The organism is Streptomyces triticagri, from assembly GCF_003429565.1.
Classification (GTDB): Bacteria; Actinomycetota; Actinomycetes; order Streptomycetales; family Streptomycetaceae; genus Streptomyces; species Streptomyces triticagri.
In genome coordinates this window covers 11,878-28,183 of record NZ_QUAK01000014.1, presented here as the reverse complement: position 1 = coordinate 28,183, position 16,306 = coordinate 11,878, and the positions used below count along the sequence as shown (strand labels likewise).

Sequence of the window (16,306 nt, the reverse complement as noted above, 5' to 3'; positions counted from 1 at the left end):
GCGAGTTGTTCACGAGTGGCCATCGAGGACGAATATCCGCTTGTTCTGCGGGTTCGGAATCTGCGGAAGGCCTGGTGCGCACAGGAGCAAGCCTCGCGGTCCGGCAGATGCCTAGAGGGCGGTTGGACAGCGGTTTCAAGGTCGTTGGCATGATCAGCCGGCCTACTCCTCCTTACGAGATGTCAGCACGTGATGAGCGTCCGAGCCCGATGCTGTGCACCGCGCCATGACGTATACCCGCCACACCGCTCTCGCAGGTCGAAGCCCCTCCCCCCAGCTGCCCACCACAATCTGGCTGCCTCGTCCCGATGACTACAGCGTCGCCCAGACTGGTCAGGTCCTGCCCGAATGGGCCCTCGACAAGGTCCGCAGCCAGTTCACGAGGGGGACGACCGGGGAAGCCGCTCCGTTGGTCCGACTGGAGGTCACGGAAGCTACGGCCGGTCCGGATGCCCGCATCCGTTGCACAACTACCACCGCACCAGACGCGATCAGCGAGCAGCATGGCAATTACGCGACGGTACTGCTCGCTGAACTGCACCCTAACGTCCTCCCCGCCGCTGCCCTGCGCATTTCTCATGATCTCGAAGAACGTGGAACCGTCGATGACGGCTGGCCCGCCTTCTTCCACCGTGCTCACCGACTGCTGCGCGCCGACGGCCTGCTGCTCCTGGCTACCCGGCAGCGGCGGGACCATGACGAGCTCGCTGATCCGCTCGGTCTGCTCATCGCCACCGCGCGAACCGCAGGCTTTCGCTACCTCCAGCACATCGTCGTGGTCCACGCCCGGCCGGCCGACGACCACCTCGTCCCCACACCTCCCGCGCCCGACACACCCGAGTTGATCCACTCCGACCTCGTCGTGCTGTCCTGCGTCGCCCCGCAGTGAGGGAGAACTCGCCTGTGCTGAACTCGAACCGGGGCTCGGAGTCGGTGTGGAACACCGCCCCCACCTCCGCCCCCGCTCAGCGCGCCGATCGCTACGTATCCGGCTCCGCCGCTCACCCCGCCAAGATGCTCCCTGCCATCGCCCGCCACGCGATCACCAGCTACACCGAGCCCGGCGGCCTCGTCCTCGACCCCATGTGCGGCATCGGCACCACGCTCGTCGAGGCCGTCCACCTCGGCCGCCACGCGATCGGCACCGAGTACGAGGCCAGGTGGGCACGCCTCGCCGACCAGAATCTTCGCCGCGCCGCGGACCAAGGAGCTACGGGCTTCGGCGAGGTGTACCAGACCGATGCGCGGAAGCTCACGGCCCATGTCCCCGCGGCGTTCCACGGCCTGGTCGACCTCGTCGTCACCTCGCCGCCGTACGGACCCAGCGTCCACGGGCAGGTCCGCTCCACCCGCGAGTCCGGCGAACAAGGGGTCACCAAACGCCACTTCCGCTACAGCCGCGACCCGGACAACCTCGCCCACGTCGGCCTCGAGGACCTCCTGGATGCGTTCACCGACATCCTCATCCAATGCCGCCACACCCTCCGCCCCGGCGGACACGCCGTCATCACCACCCGCCCATGGCGCGAGCGCGGCGAACTCGTGGACCTTCCCTCCGCCGTCCTTACCGCAGCCGAGAACGCCGGCCTCGTCCCCGTGGAACGTAACGTCGCTCTCCTCGCCGGCATCCGCGACGGACGCCTCGTCGCTCGGCCCTCGTTCTTCCAGATGAAGAACGTCCGCGACGCACGCCGACGTGGCTCCCCGCTCGCCCTCATCGCCCACGAGGACGCCCTGGTCGTACGCCGCCCCGGCGCAGAACCGGGACCCACACCGCCACGACCGCTTCCCTGCCGAGCACCCAGGAGGACTCGCCGCGAAGACCTTCGGCCTTCCGCCCGCCGCACGAAGGTGGCGACGCGTACGTGCACGAATGAGGCCCGGCATGCCGGCGGCCGCTGACCCCGTCGCCATCGGCAGCCTGTTCTCCGGCGTCGGCGGCCTGGACCTCGGTGTCACTGCGGCCATCGGCGGCCGTACGGCCTGGCACGCGGAACAGGACCCGCATGCCGCACAGGTCCTCGCCCGGCATTGGCCGAGCGTTCCCAACCTCGGTGACATCACCGCGATCCACTGGTCGGACATCGAGCCGGTCTGCGTCCTGACCGCCGGCTTCCCCTGCCAGGACCTGTCCATCGCCGGCCCCCGCACCGGCCTCACCTCCAGCACCCGCTCCGGACTCTGGCGCCACGTCGTGACCGCCATCGACACGCTGCGACCCTGCCTGGTGGTGATCGAAAATGTCCGAGGACTCCTCTCCACCCGAGCCGGAGCCCACGCCCTTCGCCACGTGGAACCCTGCCCGAGGTGCATGGGAAACCCACCCACGCCACCCGACCTGCGGGCACTGGGCGTTGTACTCGCAGACCTGGCCGACCTCGGGTACGACACTCGCTGGACATGCCTACGCGCCAGCGACATCGGCGCCCCGCACGCCCGCGCCCGGGTCTTCCTCGTCGCATGGCCCAGAACCCCATCCCACGCACCCGCTCCTGAAGACCCCGACCGCGAACCTGGCCCGCAACGGCGGCTCCCAACACCCCACCAAACGCAAACGAGGCGGCCACGGGCCCACCCTGGCCGACGAGGTCGAACACCTTCTCCCCACACCACGAGCCCCCGACGGCACCAAGGGCTCCCCGAACCAACGCTTCCGCAACGGTTCTCCCACCCTTGCATCCACCGCCGCGGCCCTCACCTCTCCGGACGCGGAACCAGACTCCACTCGTACGGAACTGCTGCCGACACCGACTGCCTGCGACGGAACGGGCGGGCCGGACACCGCGCGCAGAGGTCGCCGCGGCATGAACCTCCGCACTGCCGTCACTCACCTCCCGGCTGGTGGGCCGACTACCACCCCGCCATCCACCGCTGGGAACACCTCACCGGACGGCCCGCACCACGCCCCACCACCCCCGGAACCAGTCGTCTCGCCCCCGACTTCGTCGAATGGATGATGGGCCTCCCCACCGGCTGGGTCACCGCCACCGAAGACCTGACCCGACCCACGCAACTAAGGCTCCTCGGGAACAGCGTCGTACCGCAGCAAGCAGTCCATGCTCTGCAGTTCCGGCTCAGCGCGTCCGAGCCACACGACAACTGCAGGAACTGGTGACTTCTCGTTCGGTGAACGGCGCATCCCGAGCTGATCGTGGGCCGTCGCCGCAGGCGCTTGACGCCGATGACGAGTCGGAGCATCCATGGACGCCGGTCGCGAACACAACCCATGTCCCGTCGAATCGACCACGGCGAAAGGAGGTACAGGTGGTCGAACAGTTGGTCATTCTCGGCGGGGCTGACGGTGAAGCGCTGCAGCGATGCCAAGTCGCTGCGATCCGGAGAGCCCTTGCCTCTTTCGTCGAGCGTGTCCATGGGAGTTCCCGCACCGGATCTGGACAGTGAGCGGAGGCCGGGGATTGGCGTCCGCCGCTCCACACAGAAAGGAGCTACGGTGTCATACGACCCGCCGGTCCCGGCCTTCACGTCATCCCCGCCCGGACGCCCCTGGTCACCGCCGGAGTCGGCGCTGCCCATGGCACAATCCTCTGTGCCGGTTGCGTGGCTGGGCAGGACGTCGACCGAAGACACCCAGGATCCGACGCTGTCGCTTCCGCGGCAGCTCAGAAACGCACGTGCGGCGCTCCCACCCGGCTGGGTGATCGTCGCGCACTTCTACGACGTCGAGTCCGGGCGCAAGGACCTCAAAGCGCGAGGTCAGGGCCGTGCCCACGAACAGTTCAACATCTCCGTCCCGCGAGACGGCGGGATCACGGATCTACTCGATGAGGCACGATCCCCCGACCGGCGTTTCGCCGCCGTGATCTGCGAATCGATCGAACGCGTCGCCCGGCGCACGTACTTCGGCACGAAGGTCGAGTACGAACTGGAACAGGCGGGCGTCGCGCTGTGCGCGGCCGACGAACCGATCCTTACCGACGGCCGAGCTAAGAGGGCCACACCGACCCTCACTCGGCGGGTCAAGCAGGCGGTCGCCGAGTGGTATGTCCTGCAGATGCTCGAGCTGTCGTGGGACGGCTTCATTCAACACATCGAGCAAGGCTGGAACATCGGCAAGCCCCCGTACGGATATCTGGCCGAACGTGTGCCGCATCCTGTGCCTGCCAAGCGGGCGCAAGGTCTCACGAAACACCGACTCGTACCCGATCCGTCCCGCGGATACGTGGTGACAGAGATCTTCCGAATGAGGGTGCTGCGCAGGCTCAGCTACGGCGCCATCACCGATTGTCTCAACCAGGACCTCACCCGGTACCCGCCGCCTGCGCCCAACCGCGCGGATACCGCCAAGCGCAGATGGACCCGATCGGCGGTTCGCTCCATCCTGGAAAACCCCAAATACACCGGCTACCAGGTGTGGAACCGGAAAGCCCGCAAGCGCGGAAACCGCGCCAACCCGATCAGCGAGTGGATCTGGTCCTCCCGGCCGACCCACGAACCCCTGGTCACCCGGCAGCTGTTCGACGCTGCATGGCCTAACAGCGCCGAACACCCAGGAGTTCGGAAGGAACGCGCCGCGCGCACCAACGGAGCCTCCATGGATCGCTTTTACATCCTGCGTTCGTACGTGTTCTGCGCGATCTGTGATCGCCGTATGCACGGTAAGAGCAGCAAGGGCCGCTTGTACTACGCGTGCCAGCCCAAGAAGGCTCAGGATCAGGACGCGGAGTGGTACTCGTCCCACCCCAGCGCTGTTTGGATCAGCGAGCGTGTCCTTCTCGACGCGATCCACCGGTTCTTCGAGGACCGAATCTTCGGCCCGGATCGTCACCAGCTCCTCGCGGACATGCTGACGGCGGCGGCAGCCGCGAACGCGCCGGCCGATACGACCAAAGCGCAGACGCTGGCGGCCGAAGCGGCACGGCTCACTCGGCAGAAGGAGGCGCTGCTCGACCAGCTCGTCATTGGGGAAGCAGGCGACGGGGATCCAGAAACCACAGCCGAGTTTCGAAGGGGCATCCGAAAGCGCTTCGACGCTCTGGAACAGCGGCGCCGTGCTGCGCAAGCGAAGGCCGAGCAGATCCGGAGCGGCAGCGGCGAGCGTGGGGCCGGAGACCCTGATCTGCTGTGCGCCATCCCGCAGCTGAGTATCAGCTTCGCCGCCCTCTCCGAGGGCATCCGACGCGAGATCTTCGACAGCTACCGGCTGCGCGTCCGCTACGACGGCCGCGACCGTGGCGTGCGGATCGAAGCCACGATCACGGCCGCCGTCGCACCGGACCTCGCGGCCGTGGTGGAACGGACCGGCAAGACCATGAGCGACGCTGACCAGCCCATTAGTGTGCGCCCCCGGCAGGACTCGAACCTGCGGCCAAGCGCTTAGAAGGCGCCTGCTCTATCCACTGAGCTACGGGGGCCGGTTGTGGCCGGGGCCCGGAGTCCGTGTGGGCGGTTCCGTGACCGTTGCCGGGACAAGGATAGGGCTCTCGGGTCCCCGTCCCGCTTGCCGTGCCTCCACGGGGCGATGTGGAGGTCTCGTGAAGCGGTCCGATAATTGCAGGCGGACGCTCGTCACGCAGCGCTTTTTGCGCCTCACGCGCCGGGTGTTGTGCACTCGTTATGCCTGCGTCCCATTCGGCGTGCCCGCCCCGCCCGTCCCGGATGTTCGCGCCCGCTCTTTCGATCCGTCGGCGCGCAGGGAGCTCATATCCTTCAGAATGTCGCCAAAATTGGGCATTCTTCGCATGTGGTGACCTTGGACGTACGGCCTCAGCTGCTCGACGCACTCTCCGCCCTGCGCGACCGTGTCGCCGCCGCGCGCTTTCCGCTACCCCTGCCCGGCGCGGCACGCGCGCGTGTGAACCAGGAGGAGCTGCTCGCACAGCTCGACGACTACCTGGTGCCGCGGCTGCGCCAGCCCGAGGCGCCGCTGCTCGTGGTGATCGGCGGATCCACCGGCGCCGGCAAGTCGACACTGGTGAACTCCCTGGTCGGACGGCAGGTCAGCGAGGCGGGAGTGCTGCGGCCGACGACGCGTACCCCCGTACTCGTCTGCAATCCGGACGACCACCACTGGTTCGTCGGCGCGCGCGTACTGCCCGAACTGACCCGCGTGTGGGCGCCCGAGCAGGACACGGAACGGGCGACGAAGAACGGACGCCCCGACAGCCGCAGGCGCGGACGGGACCGCGGCGCCGAGGACAGTGACGGCGGAGCCCTGCGCATCGAGACCGTCGCGACCCTGCCCCGCGGACTGGCCCTCCTCGACGCCCCGGACATCGACTCGCTGGTCGCGGACAACCGCAAACTCGCCNCCGCGGACTGGCCCTCCTCGACGCCCCGGACATCGACTCGCTGGTCGCGGACAACCGCAAACTCGCCGCCCAGCTGATCTGCGCCGCCGACGTCTGGGTGATGGTGACCACTGCCGCCCGCTACGCCGACGCCGTGCCCTGGCACCTGCTGCGGACCGCCAAGGAGTACAACGCGACGCTGGTCAGCGTGCTCGACAGAGTGCCCCACCAAGTGGTCGGCGAAGTGTCGAAGCAGTACGGAGCACTCCTCACCAAGGCCGGACTCGGCGAGGTCCCGCGCTTCACCGTGCCCGAACTGCCGGAGTCGGCGGGCGGCGGCGGACTGCTGCCCGCCACAGCGGTCGCCCCGCTGCGCGCCTGGCTCACCCACCGGGCACAGGACCCCGCCGCACGGGCCCAGGCGATGAGCCGTACCGCGCGCGGGGTCATCGACTCGCTCAAGGGCCGGCTCGCCGAACTCGCCGGCGCGGTCGCCGTCCAGAACGCCGCCTCGCTGCGGCTCACCGCGGTCGTGGAAGAGGCGTACGAACGCGAGCACGCGCGCGTGAAGGGCCGGCTGCAGGCCGGCGCGGTGATGGCCGGCGGCGCCCTCGGACGGTGGCGCAGCTACCCACTGGACTGCACCGCAGGAGAACTCCTCGACGCCGTCGTCGACAGCCTCGTCACCCTCCTGGTGTGCGGCGTCTCCTCCGCCGACCAGCGCATCGACGAGGCCTGGTGGCACGAACCCGCCGCCGACGCCCCCGGCCTGACGGGTCGGGAACCCGAGGCCGAGACCGCGGAACACCGCATCGGCCTCGTGATGCGGCGTTGGAGCCGCGTCCTCGAGGAGTACGTCGAGGAGGAGATCCGCAGCCTCGAAGACCCCCCGGACACCGAAGTGGTCACCGCGCTGCTCGCCACCGCGCTGCTCGGCGGACGACGGACCCGCTCCGCCGGCGAGACCCTCGCCACCCGCATCGGGGCACACGGCGCGCTCCGCCTGCGCGACCGCGGAGGCCGACTGCTCACCTCGTACGTCGAGAAGGTCCTGCGGGCCGAACGGGACCGCAGGCTCGCACCCCTCGACGGACTCGACGTCCACCCGGAGACACAGGCCGAACTGATCGCCGCGCTGTCCGTACTGCAGAAGGAGAGGTGACCTCGGTGACGGCCGTGACCGACCACACCGGAGGCCAGGAGCCCACCGAGCCGTCCCGGGCGGACGCGCGCGAAGGCGCCGCACGGCCGGACGCGGAGCGCTCCCGGGCACACAGCCGCCACGCGCGCGTGAACCGCGAGAACACCGACCACGAACAGGCCGCCGAGCGCGGCGACGGACAGACCCACCGAGGAGGCCGGTCCGCCGACCGCGGTGAGCGCTCCTGGGACGACGGCCTGATCGCCCGCCGCGTCGGCGACCACGAGGAGCAGGACCCCATCGGCGACGACGACCGGCAGCCGGCCGTACCCATGACATACGACGAATCCCTGCGCGCCCGCCTCGACGCCCTGCGCGAACTCGTCGGCCTGTCCCGCACCCGTCTCGACGGGGCGACCCTCGCGGAGGCGGGACGCGTACTCGACCAGGCTGCCGCCCGGCGTGAACTCTCCGACCGGCACACCGTCGTGGCCGTCGCGGGTGCCACCGGCAGTGGCAAATCCACCCTCTTCAACGCCCTCGCCGGAGTCACCATCTCCGACACCGGAGTACGCCGCCCGACCACCGCGGCGCCACTCGCCTGCAGCTGGACGGACGGCGCGGCCGGACTGCTCGACCGCCTCGGCATCCCCGGACGGCTGCGCCGCAGGCCCGTACAGAGCGCCGGAGCCGACACCGATCTGCAAGGCCTCGTCCTCGTCGACCTGCCGGACCACGACTCCGCCGCACCCGAGCACCGCGAGCACGTCGACCGCATCCTGACCCTCGTGGACGCCGTGATCTGGGTGGTCGACCCCGAGAAATACGCCGACGCGATGCTCCACGAGCGCTATCTGCGGCCGCTCGCCGGGCACGCCGAGGTCTCCTTCGTCGTCCTCAACCAGACCGACCGGCTGCCCGGCGACGCCGCCGACCAGGTGCTCGACGATCTGCGCAGGCTCCTCGACGAGGACGGCATCGCACTCGGCGAGTACGGCGAACCCGGCGCCACCGTCCTGGCCCTGTCCGCCTACACCGGCGACGGAGTCGGCGAACTGCGCGAAGCACTCGGGCAGTTCGTGTCCGCACGGGGCGCCGCCGCCCGCCGCATCTCCGCCGACCTGGACGCCGCGGCCGCACGCCTGCGCCCCGTGTATGCGGCAGGACGGCGGGTCGGGCTCAGCGAGCGGGCGCGCGAGGAGTTCAACGACCGGCTCGCGGAGGCGGTCGGCGCCACCGCCGCGGGCGCGGCCGCCGAGCGCGCCTGGCGGCGCAGCGCGGGCAAGGCCTGCGGGACCCCGTGGCTGCGACTCTGGCGCTGGTACGACGACAGCCGTTCGCCCCGCTCCGTGCGCCGCAGCGTGCCGCCCGTGGACGAGAAGGCGACGGCCCGGCAGCGCGTCGAGCAGGCCGTACGGACCGTCGGCAACGAAGCCGCCGACGGACTGCCGGGGCCCTGGGGGCAGGCGGTCCGGGACGCGGCCGAGAAGGGCGCGCACGGACTGCCGGAGGCGCTCGACGAACTCGCCAGGGACGCCGGAGCCCCGGCCCGCAAACCGCCGCGGCCCGGCTGGTGGCCGATCGCGGTGCTGCTCCAGGCCATGATGACGCTCGTGCAGATCGTGGGCGGCGGCTGGCTCGTCGGCCAGATCGTCGGGGTCATGGAGCCGAATCTGTGGCCGCCCGTCCTGCTGATGATCGCCGGCATCGTCGGCGGGCCCTGCGTCGAATGGTCCTGCCGGATGGCGGCACGCGGACCGGCCCGCCGTTACGGCCTCGAGGCGGAACGCAAACTGCGTGAGGCGGCGGCGTCCTGCGGTCGGGCCAGGGTGCTCGATCCGGTGGCGGCCGAACTGCTGCGGTACCGGGAGGTCCGTGAGCAGTACGTACGGGTCACCGGGGCCGTGGGGCCGGGCGAATCCCCTGGAAACGGCGGGATGTTGGGGAGCCTCGGGGCGCCGGGATCGGGCCGGGGACCGGGGCGTTCACCCGCCCGGGTGAGCGAGTTGTCCACAACCGGCCGGTAGTCCACAGCCTTCAGCGGGCTCGTCCCGCCGGGTGCAGTCTGAGACGCGAGTCGACGACAGCAGCCGTGCGGGACGGGCCCGTACGCCTGTCGAGCCCGTGCGCGGGCGAGCGCGCCCCGCGGCAGCGCGGGCAGTTGGGGAGGGCGAGATGAACGAGACGCTGGTGACCCTGATGGGGAATGTGGCGACGACACCGGTGTATCGCGAGACCGGATCGGGGTCCGTGGTCCGCTTCCGGCTCGCGGCGACATCACGCCGCTGGGACCGCGAGCGCGGCGTGTGGGCGGACGGCCACACCAACTTCTTCACGGTGTGGGCCTGGCGGAACTTGGGGGCGAATGTCGTGGCATCGGTGACCCTGGGCGAACCCCTCGTCGTGCAGGGGCGGTTGAAGGTACGCCATGAGGAGCGGGACGGTCGGAGGTGGATGTCGGCCGATGTCGAGGCGGTCGCCGTCGGCCACGATCTCTCCCGCGGTACGGCTGTCTTCCGCCGATCGCCGCGCGGGCGCCCGGCGGTGATGTCGGACAGCGCGGGCCATGTGGGTCCGCATGTGCCGTCGGCCCCGGAGTCCGATCCGGTGTTCGCCGGGCCGCGGTCGGATCTGCAGTCGGACGGGCAGGCCGACGCCGGGCGATTGCGGCCGGTGCCGCCGTCGGGGGAGGGAGGGGAGCAGGAGCTGCCGCAGGCGCTGTTCGAAGTCGACGAGGCGGGCGCGGCGCCGGCGGGTGCGCGGGCGGCAGGTCGTGGCGCGGTCGACGTACCGGTGTGAGACCAGGGCCGGGGTGCGGCCTGAGGCCGCGGTCAAGTCCCCGCCGGCGGGATGGATTTGTCGACTCTCCCACGGTGTGGTGACGCTGAGCGATAACGATTCCGATTCGGATCTGTTGTCGGAAGAGATGACTGCGCCGGGAGAGGTCGGACCTCCTTAGGATGCCGGGCGTAGCTCACGGGCCAGTTGATTCTGCCGGCGGGACCACGCCCCCAGGTGAACGAAGTGAACAGGTCCTGCCTTGAGGGGAATTCTGTGTATTTCGCGCTTCCGTCGCTCCGTACGATCCGTGCGGGAGGACGCCGCTCCGCTCGCCTGACCGTCACGGCGCTGCTCGCCGCAGGGCTCGCGCTACCGGCGGCGACCGGAGCATCGGCGGCCGACGGCGAGCCGCAGCGCCAGGGCGGAGCGACGGCCACACTCGTCGGCCTGAAGACGTACGACCAGGCGGTGGTCACCGAGGGCGGGGCCGAACGCCGGGTGCCGGCCGGGCTGTTCGAGATGGCCGTGGACGAGGGCGGCACCCTGCGCACGTACTGCGTGGACATGCAGAGCCCGACGCAGAAGGACGCCGAGTACCAGGAGACGCCCTGGTCCGGGACCTCACTCGGGGCCAACGAGGACGCGGGCAGGATTCGCTGGATCGTGCGGAACTCCTACCCGCAGGTCAACGACCTGACGGCGCTGGCCGAGAAGTCCGGCTCGGGCACCCTGACGGAGCAGGCCGCCGCTGCCGGCACCCAGGTGGCGATCTGGCGCTACTCGGACAAGGCCGATATCAAAGCCGTCGACCCGCACGCCGAGAAGCTCGCCGACTACCTGGAGAAGAAGGCACGCAAGCTGCCCGAGCCCGAGGCGTCCCTGGCGCTCGACCCGCCCGCCGTATCGGGGCGTCCCGGCGAGCGGCTCGGGCCGGTGACGGTGCGCACCGACGTCGCGAGCGTCGACGTGTCCCCCGCGGGGGACGCTGCGGCCAACGGCGTCGAGATCGTCGACAAGGCGGGCAGGCCCGTCAGCACAGCAAAGGACGGCGGGCAGCTCTACTTCGACGTGCCCGAGGGAGCATCGGCCGGATCGGCGGCGCTCCAGGTGCAGGCCACCACCAAAGTCCCGGCCGGCCGGGCCTTCGCGTCCGGCACTCGCAGCCAGGCCCAGATACTCGCCGGGGCCAGCGAGGCGACGGTGTCCGCCGCGGCGACCGCGAACTGGGCGGACAAGGGCGCGATACCGGCCCTCACCGCGCGCGAGAACTGCGCCGCGGGCGGCGTGGACATCACGGCGAGCAATCCGGGCGACGAGGCGTTCACCTTCCGGCTGATGGACACCACGTACACGATCGAGGCAGGCGATACGGAGACGGTCACCGTCCCGCTGCAGGAGGACCAGGCATACGACTTCACCGTCACCGGCCCGCACGGCTTCGAGAAGCGTTTCACCGGCGTACTCGACTGCCTGACCGTCTCCGGGATCGGCACCGAGGCCATCGAACCGGCCTCGGGACCCAGCCCCGCATCGGCGGGCGGCACGGCACTGTCCGGAGCGGACGAGGACCTGGCGGAGACCGGTGGGTCGAACGCGACACCGTTGATCGGCGGTATCGCCGTGGCGCTGGTCGTGGTGGGCGGCGCCGTCGTCTTCCTGCTGCGCCGCAAGCAGGCCGAGGAGACGGGCGCCGGGGCGACGGCACGGACGACGACGGCGACGGAGGAGTCGAGCGGTCCGGACGAGGGTGAGTGAGCTCGTCGGCGGGTTCGTGGCGGGCGACGCGTGTGTGGTCGGACGACGGGTGGCCGGTCGATGCGAGTGTGACCAGTCGGCGTGTGCGTGGCCGGGGCAGGGTGTGTGCTGCGCGACTGATTGCAGAGGGTGACTTGCTAGTCACCGAGGGGGAGGGGTGGGGGTGGGGGGAGGGGCCCCCGGAGCGGTACTGGTTTCCTTCGCGGGCCGGCCGTCAGGCAAGATGGTTTCATCTGCCCTGACGCGGCGGACCTGCCCGCCCCTCGGGGCGGCGGCGGGTCCGCAGGTCAACGGCGGAGTCGCACCATGTCCACTGTCAGTTCACTGCCGGACGGTTTCTCTTGGCTGAGTACATCTACACGATGCGCAAGACGCGCAAGGCGCACGGCGACAAGGTCATCCTTGACGATGTCACGCTGAGCTTCCTGCCCGGCGCGAAGATCGGCGTCGTGGGCCCGAACGGCGCCGGTAAGTCGACGGTGCTGAAGATCATGGCTGGTCTCGAGCAGCCGTCGAACGGCGATGCGTTCCTCGCCCCGGGATACAGCGTCGGCATCCTGCTGCAGGAGCCGCCGCTGAACGAGGAGAAGACGGTCCTGGAGAACGTCCAGGAGGGCGTCGCCGAGACCAAGGGCAAGCTCGACCGGTTCAACGAGATCGCCGAGCAGATGGCGACCGACTACACCGACGAGCTCATGGAAGAGATGGGCAAGCTCCAGGAGGAGCTCGACCACGCCAACGCCTGGGACCTCGACGCGCAGCTCGAGCAGGCCATGGACGCGCTCGGCTGCCCGCCCGGAGACTGGCCGGTCGTCAACCTCTCCGGTGGTGAGAAGCGCCGCGTCGCCCTGTGCAAGCTGCTGCTCGAGGCGCCCGACCTGCTGCTCCTCGACGAGCCCACCAACCACCTGGACGCCGAGTCCGTGCAGTGGCTCGAGGCCCATCTCGCCAAGTACGCGGGCACCGTCGTCGCCATCACCCACGACCGGTACTTCCTGGACAATGTGGCGGGCTGGATCCTCGAGCTCGACCGCGGCCGCGCCATCGGCTACGAGGGCAACTACTCCACGTACCTGGAGACCAAGCAGACGCGTCTCAAGGTCGAGGGCCAGAAGGACGCCAAGCGTGCCAAGCGGCTCAAGGAAGAGCTGGAGTGGGTCCGCTCCAACGCCAAGGGCCGGCAGGCCAAGTCCAAGGCCCGCCTCGCGCGGTACGAGGAGATGGCGGCCGAGGCCGACAAGATGCGGAAGCTGGACTTCGAGGAGATCCAGATCCCGCCGGGCCCGCGTCTGGGCAATGTCGTGGTCGAGGTCAAGAACCTGAGCAAGGGCTTCGGCGACAAGCTCCTCATCGACGACCTGTCGTTCACCCTGCCGCGCAACGGCATCGTGGGCGTCATCGGGCCGAACGGCGCGGGCAAGACCACGCTGTTCAAGATGATCCAGGGCTTCGAGACGCCGGACTCCGGCGAGATCAAGGTCGGCGACACCGTCAAGATCTCCTACGTCGACCAGTCCCGCGGGAACATCGACCCGAAGAAGACGCTGTGGGCCGTCGTCTCCGACGAGCTGGACTACATCAACGTCGGCCAGGTCGAAATGCCGTCGCGGGCGTACGTCTCCGCGTTCGGCTTCAAGGGCCCGGACCAGCAGAAGCCGGCCGGCGTGCTCTCCGGCGGTGAGCGCAACCGCCTCAACCTGGCGCTCACCCTCAAGCAGGGCGGCAATCTGCTGCTCCTCGACGAGCCGACGAACGACCTCGACGTGGAGACGCTGTCCTCGCTGGAGAACGCACTGCTCGACTTCCCGGGTGCCGCGGTGGTCGTCTCCCACGACCGCTGGTTCCTGGACCGCGTCGCCACGCACATCCTGGCGTACGAGGGCGACTCCAAGTGGTTCTGGTTCGAGGGCAACTTCGAGTCGTACGAGAAGAACAAGATCGAGCGGCTCGGACCGGACGCGGCGCGCCCGCACCGTGCCACCTACAAGAAGCTGACCCGGGGCTGAGCGTGCGTCACATCTACTCCTGCCCCCTGCGCTGGTCGGACATGGACGCCTTCGGGCACGTCAACAACGTGGTCTTCCTGCGGTACTTGGAGGAGGCCCGTATCGACTTCATGTTCCGGCTCGCGCCGGGGGACGGTTCGCCGTCGTTCTCGGGCGGGTCCGTGGTGGCGCGGCACGAGATCGACTACGTGCGGCCGTTGGTGCACCGGCATGAGCCGGTCACCGTCGAGTCGTGGGTGACCAAGATCGGTGCGGCTTCGCTGACGATCGCGTACGAGGTCAAGGACCCGGACCAGGTGTACGTCCGGGCCTCGACGATCGTCGTGCCGTTCAATCTGGAGGCGCAGACGCCGCGGCGGATCAGTGTGGAGGAGCGGAAGTTCCTCCAGGAGTATCTGGACGACGGCGCGGGCGACGGGGCGTCGGAGGCGCTTGCCGCATGACGGCCTCGACGCCGCGGGTGCGGTTCGCCGATGCGGGGGAGGCGGCGGATGTCGCCGCCTTCCTGGCGCGGCTGATCCACTACGACAAGGCGGCCGTGGTCCGCCTGCAGGCGGGGGGTGGGGCGCTGGCCGTGTTCGGGCGGCCTGCGTCCTTCGAGGTGCTTGCGGTGCGCAGTGCGAGGCTCGCGGAGGGTTCGGGTGTTTCGGGTGGCCCGGGTGCTCCGGGTGGCTCGGGTGAGCTTGATGTGACGGTGTCTGCGGGGGAGTTGCTCGAAGGCGTCGATGAGGGGGCGGCGGCGGTGGCCGTGCCGTCCGCTGTCACGGGGCCGCCGTGGGCCGGGGTGCTGCCGCCCAAGGGGGGCTGGGAGCGGGTGCCGGGGCTGCCTTCGTCGGTGGGGGTGTTGCGGGCGGTTCGGGCCGCGGTCTCCGAGTTTCGGGGGCGGGTGGAGGAGTTGGATCCGGCCAAGCGGACGCGGGGGGAGTTGGACCGGATCGGGCGTGAGGTGTGGTCTCGGCCTGTGGGGGATACGGAGTTGCCCGTGCGGGCCGCGCATGCGGCGCGGGTGTTGGGGTTTCTTCCGTCTGCTGAATCCGCCGGGTTCCGTTCCGGGGAGTTGAGTCTTTGGGCGGCCGGGGCGTGGTTGCGGTTGCGTACGCCGTACGGGGCCGTGGTGGTTCGGGTCGTCGGGGGTGGCGCGGGACTGGGTGTGATGCCTCAGGTGTGAGGCTCGGGAGGGGATTGCCCCAGACCCGCCCTTTCACCGTTTCCCCGGGGCGCTGCCCCGGACCCCGGTCCTCAAGCGCCGGACGGGCTGGGATGGTCGGGTGGGGTGTCCTCAAGCGCCGGACGGGCTGGAGGTGTCGTCCGGCCAGATGCCGATGTGGTCCTGTTCGAGTTCCAGGAGGACTCGGTCGCGCATGGTGAGGGCTTCGGTGTATTCCGCGGGGAGTTGGAGGCGGCCGGCGCGGTCGAGCATGGCGTACTCGCGGGCCACGACCGACTCCTCGCCGGTGGTGGCGTCCACCTGGGTGCGGCGCAGTACCTCCGTGGAGGTGCGGCCGTCGCGGATGGCGACCGTGCGGCGGACCTGGTCGGCGACGGCCTGGTCGTGGGTGACGATCACGATGGTGGTGCCGAGTTCCTCGTTCGCCGTGCGGAAGGCGGCGAAGATGTCCTTCGCGGTGGCCGAGTCCAGTTCGCCGGTGGGTTCGTCGGCGAGCAGTACGGCCGGTTCGTTGGCGAGAGCCACGGCGATCGCGACGCGTTGCTGCTGGCCGCCGGACATCTGGTGCGGGCGGCGGTCCCGGCAGTCGTCGACGCCGAGGAGTTCCAGCAACTCCCCGGCGCGGGTGCCGCGTTCGGAGCGGGACATGCGGGTGCCGCGCAGCTGCATGGGCAGGGCGACGTTCTGTACGCCGGTGAGATACGGGAGCAGGTTGCGGGCGGTCTGCTGCCAGACGAAACCGACCGCCTCGCGGCGATAGCGGAGGCGTTCCTTCGCGCCCATGGCGAGCAGGTCGTGGCCCGCGACGGAGGCACGGCCCGCGGTGGGTACGTCAAGTCCGGCGAGGACGTTCATCAGGGTGGACTTGCCGCTGCCGGAGGCGCCGACCAGGGCCATCAACTCGCCCTCGGCGACCAGCAGATCGAGGCCCTGCAGGGCCTGGACCTCGACGCCGTCGGTGGTGAAGATGCGGACCAGGCGGTCGCAGGAGATGAGCGCGTCGCGGCCGTATGCGGGGCGTTCCCGGTGCGCGGTGGCCCGTCGTTCGAGATCGGCGAGGGTGGTCGTGCTGTCGGTGCCGGCGTCCGTGCTGGTGCCGTTCGCGGTGGCGGATGCGTTCGCGGGCGTCGGGTTCTTCACGTCGTACCCCTCTGCGATGGTGCGTGCGATGTGTGCGAGGCGGTGGTCGTCGGCCGTCCTCCGGGGC

12 protein-coding genes, 1 tRNA gene and 1 pseudogene are annotated in these 16,306 nt (G+C 70.1%); 12 read left to right on the top strand and 2 right to left on the bottom strand.

The features are described from left to right. The first annotated feature begins 226 nt into the window (after positions 1 to 226). The 4 genes from DY218_RS02430 (at position 227) to DY218_RS02415 (ending at position 5,338) form a co-directional block, all read left to right on the top strand. Positions 227 to 889 (top strand): hypothetical protein, encoded by a 663-nt coding sequence (locus DY218_RS02430; RefSeq protein WP_128554198.1) that lies wholly within the window; start codon positions 227 to 229, stop codon positions 887 to 889. A gap of 14 nt (positions 890 to 903) precedes the next feature. After that, positions 904 to 1,902, top strand: coding sequence for a TRM11 family SAM-dependent methyltransferase (locus tag DY218_RS02425; protein ID WP_233521314.1), 999 nt, complete (start codon positions 904 to 906; stop codon positions 1,900 to 1,902). Then, positions 1,874 to 3,115: a DNA cytosine methyltransferase gene (locus DY218_RS02420; RefSeq protein ID WP_128554197.1), complete on the top strand. Its 1,242-nt coding sequence runs from the start codon at positions 1,874 to 1,876 to the stop codon at positions 3,113 to 3,115. The genes DY218_RS02425 and DY218_RS02420 overlap by 29 nt, the downstream gene beginning before the upstream one ends. A gap of 66 nt (positions 3,116 to 3,181) precedes the next feature. Further along, the gene (locus DY218_RS02415) at positions 3,182 to 5,338 is read left to right on the top strand and encodes a recombinase family protein (RefSeq protein WP_325051957.1); all 2,157 of its coding nucleotides are present in this window, start codon (positions 3,182 to 3,184) and stop codon (positions 5,336 to 5,338) included. Here DY218_RS02415 and DY218_RS02410 read toward each other — a convergent pair. Beyond that, positions 5,300 to 5,372 (bottom strand) — tRNA-Arg (locus tag DY218_RS02410). The two genes, DY218_RS02415 and DY218_RS02410, sit on opposite strands and share 39 nt — an antisense overlap. Before the next feature lie 329 nt (positions 5,373 to 5,701). Here DY218_RS02410 and DY218_RS34760 point away from each other — a divergent pair. The 8 genes and pseudogenes from DY218_RS34760 to DY218_RS02375 all read left to right on the top strand — a co-directional run. Then, positions 5,702 to 6,268, top strand: a pseudogene (locus tag DY218_RS34760) (dynamin family protein); the annotation flags it as partial. Position 6,269: 1 nt separating this feature from the next. Beyond that, positions 6,270 to 7,410: ATP-binding protein (locus DY218_RS02405; protein ID WP_233521313.1), on the top strand; the 1,141-nt coding region annotated here is incomplete at its 5' end. A gap of 5 nt (positions 7,411 to 7,415) precedes the next feature. After that, complete coding sequence (locus DY218_RS02400; RefSeq protein WP_325051956.1) at positions 7,416 to 9,416, top strand: YfjP family GTPase; 2,001 nt, start codon at positions 7,416 to 7,418, stop codon at positions 9,414 to 9,416. Positions 9,417 to 9,564: 148 nt separating this feature from the next. Continuing rightward, positions 9,565 to 10,188 carry a single-stranded DNA-binding protein gene (locus DY218_RS34415; RefSeq protein WP_199566595.1) on the top strand — a complete coding sequence of 208 codons (624 nt, stop codon included), beginning with the start codon at positions 9,565 to 9,567 and terminating at the stop codon, positions 10,186 to 10,188. Between the two features lie 255 nt (positions 10,189 to 10,443). After that, complete coding sequence (locus DY218_RS02390; protein WP_199566594.1) at positions 10,444 to 11,925, top strand: LAETG motif-containing sortase-dependent surface protein; 1,482 nt, start codon at positions 10,444 to 10,446, stop codon at positions 11,923 to 11,925. Positions 11,926 to 12,266: 341 nt separating this feature from the next. Further along, positions 12,267 to 13,931, top strand: a complete 1,665-nt coding sequence (gene ettA / locus DY218_RS02385; protein ID WP_128554196.1) for an energy-dependent translational throttle protein EttA — start codon at positions 12,267 to 12,269, stop codon at positions 13,929 to 13,931. Between the two features lie 41 nt (positions 13,932 to 13,972). Next, positions 13,973 to 14,374, top strand: coding sequence for an acyl-CoA thioesterase (locus DY218_RS02380; protein WP_128554212.1), 402 nt, complete (start codon positions 13,973 to 13,975; stop codon positions 14,372 to 14,374). Then, complete coding sequence (locus DY218_RS02375; protein ID WP_128554195.1) at positions 14,371 to 15,099, top strand: hypothetical protein; 729 nt, start codon at positions 14,371 to 14,373, stop codon at positions 15,097 to 15,099. The genes DY218_RS02380 and DY218_RS02375 overlap by 4 nt, the downstream gene beginning before the upstream one ends. Before the next feature lie 111 nt (positions 15,100 to 15,210). Here DY218_RS02375 and DY218_RS02370 read toward each other — a convergent pair whose 3' ends face one another. After that, positions 15,211 to 16,239, bottom strand: coding sequence for an ABC transporter ATP-binding protein (locus DY218_RS02370; RefSeq protein WP_233521311.1), 1,029 nt, complete (start codon positions 16,237 to 16,239; stop codon positions 15,211 to 15,213). Positions 16,240 to 16,306 lie beyond the last annotated feature (67 nt).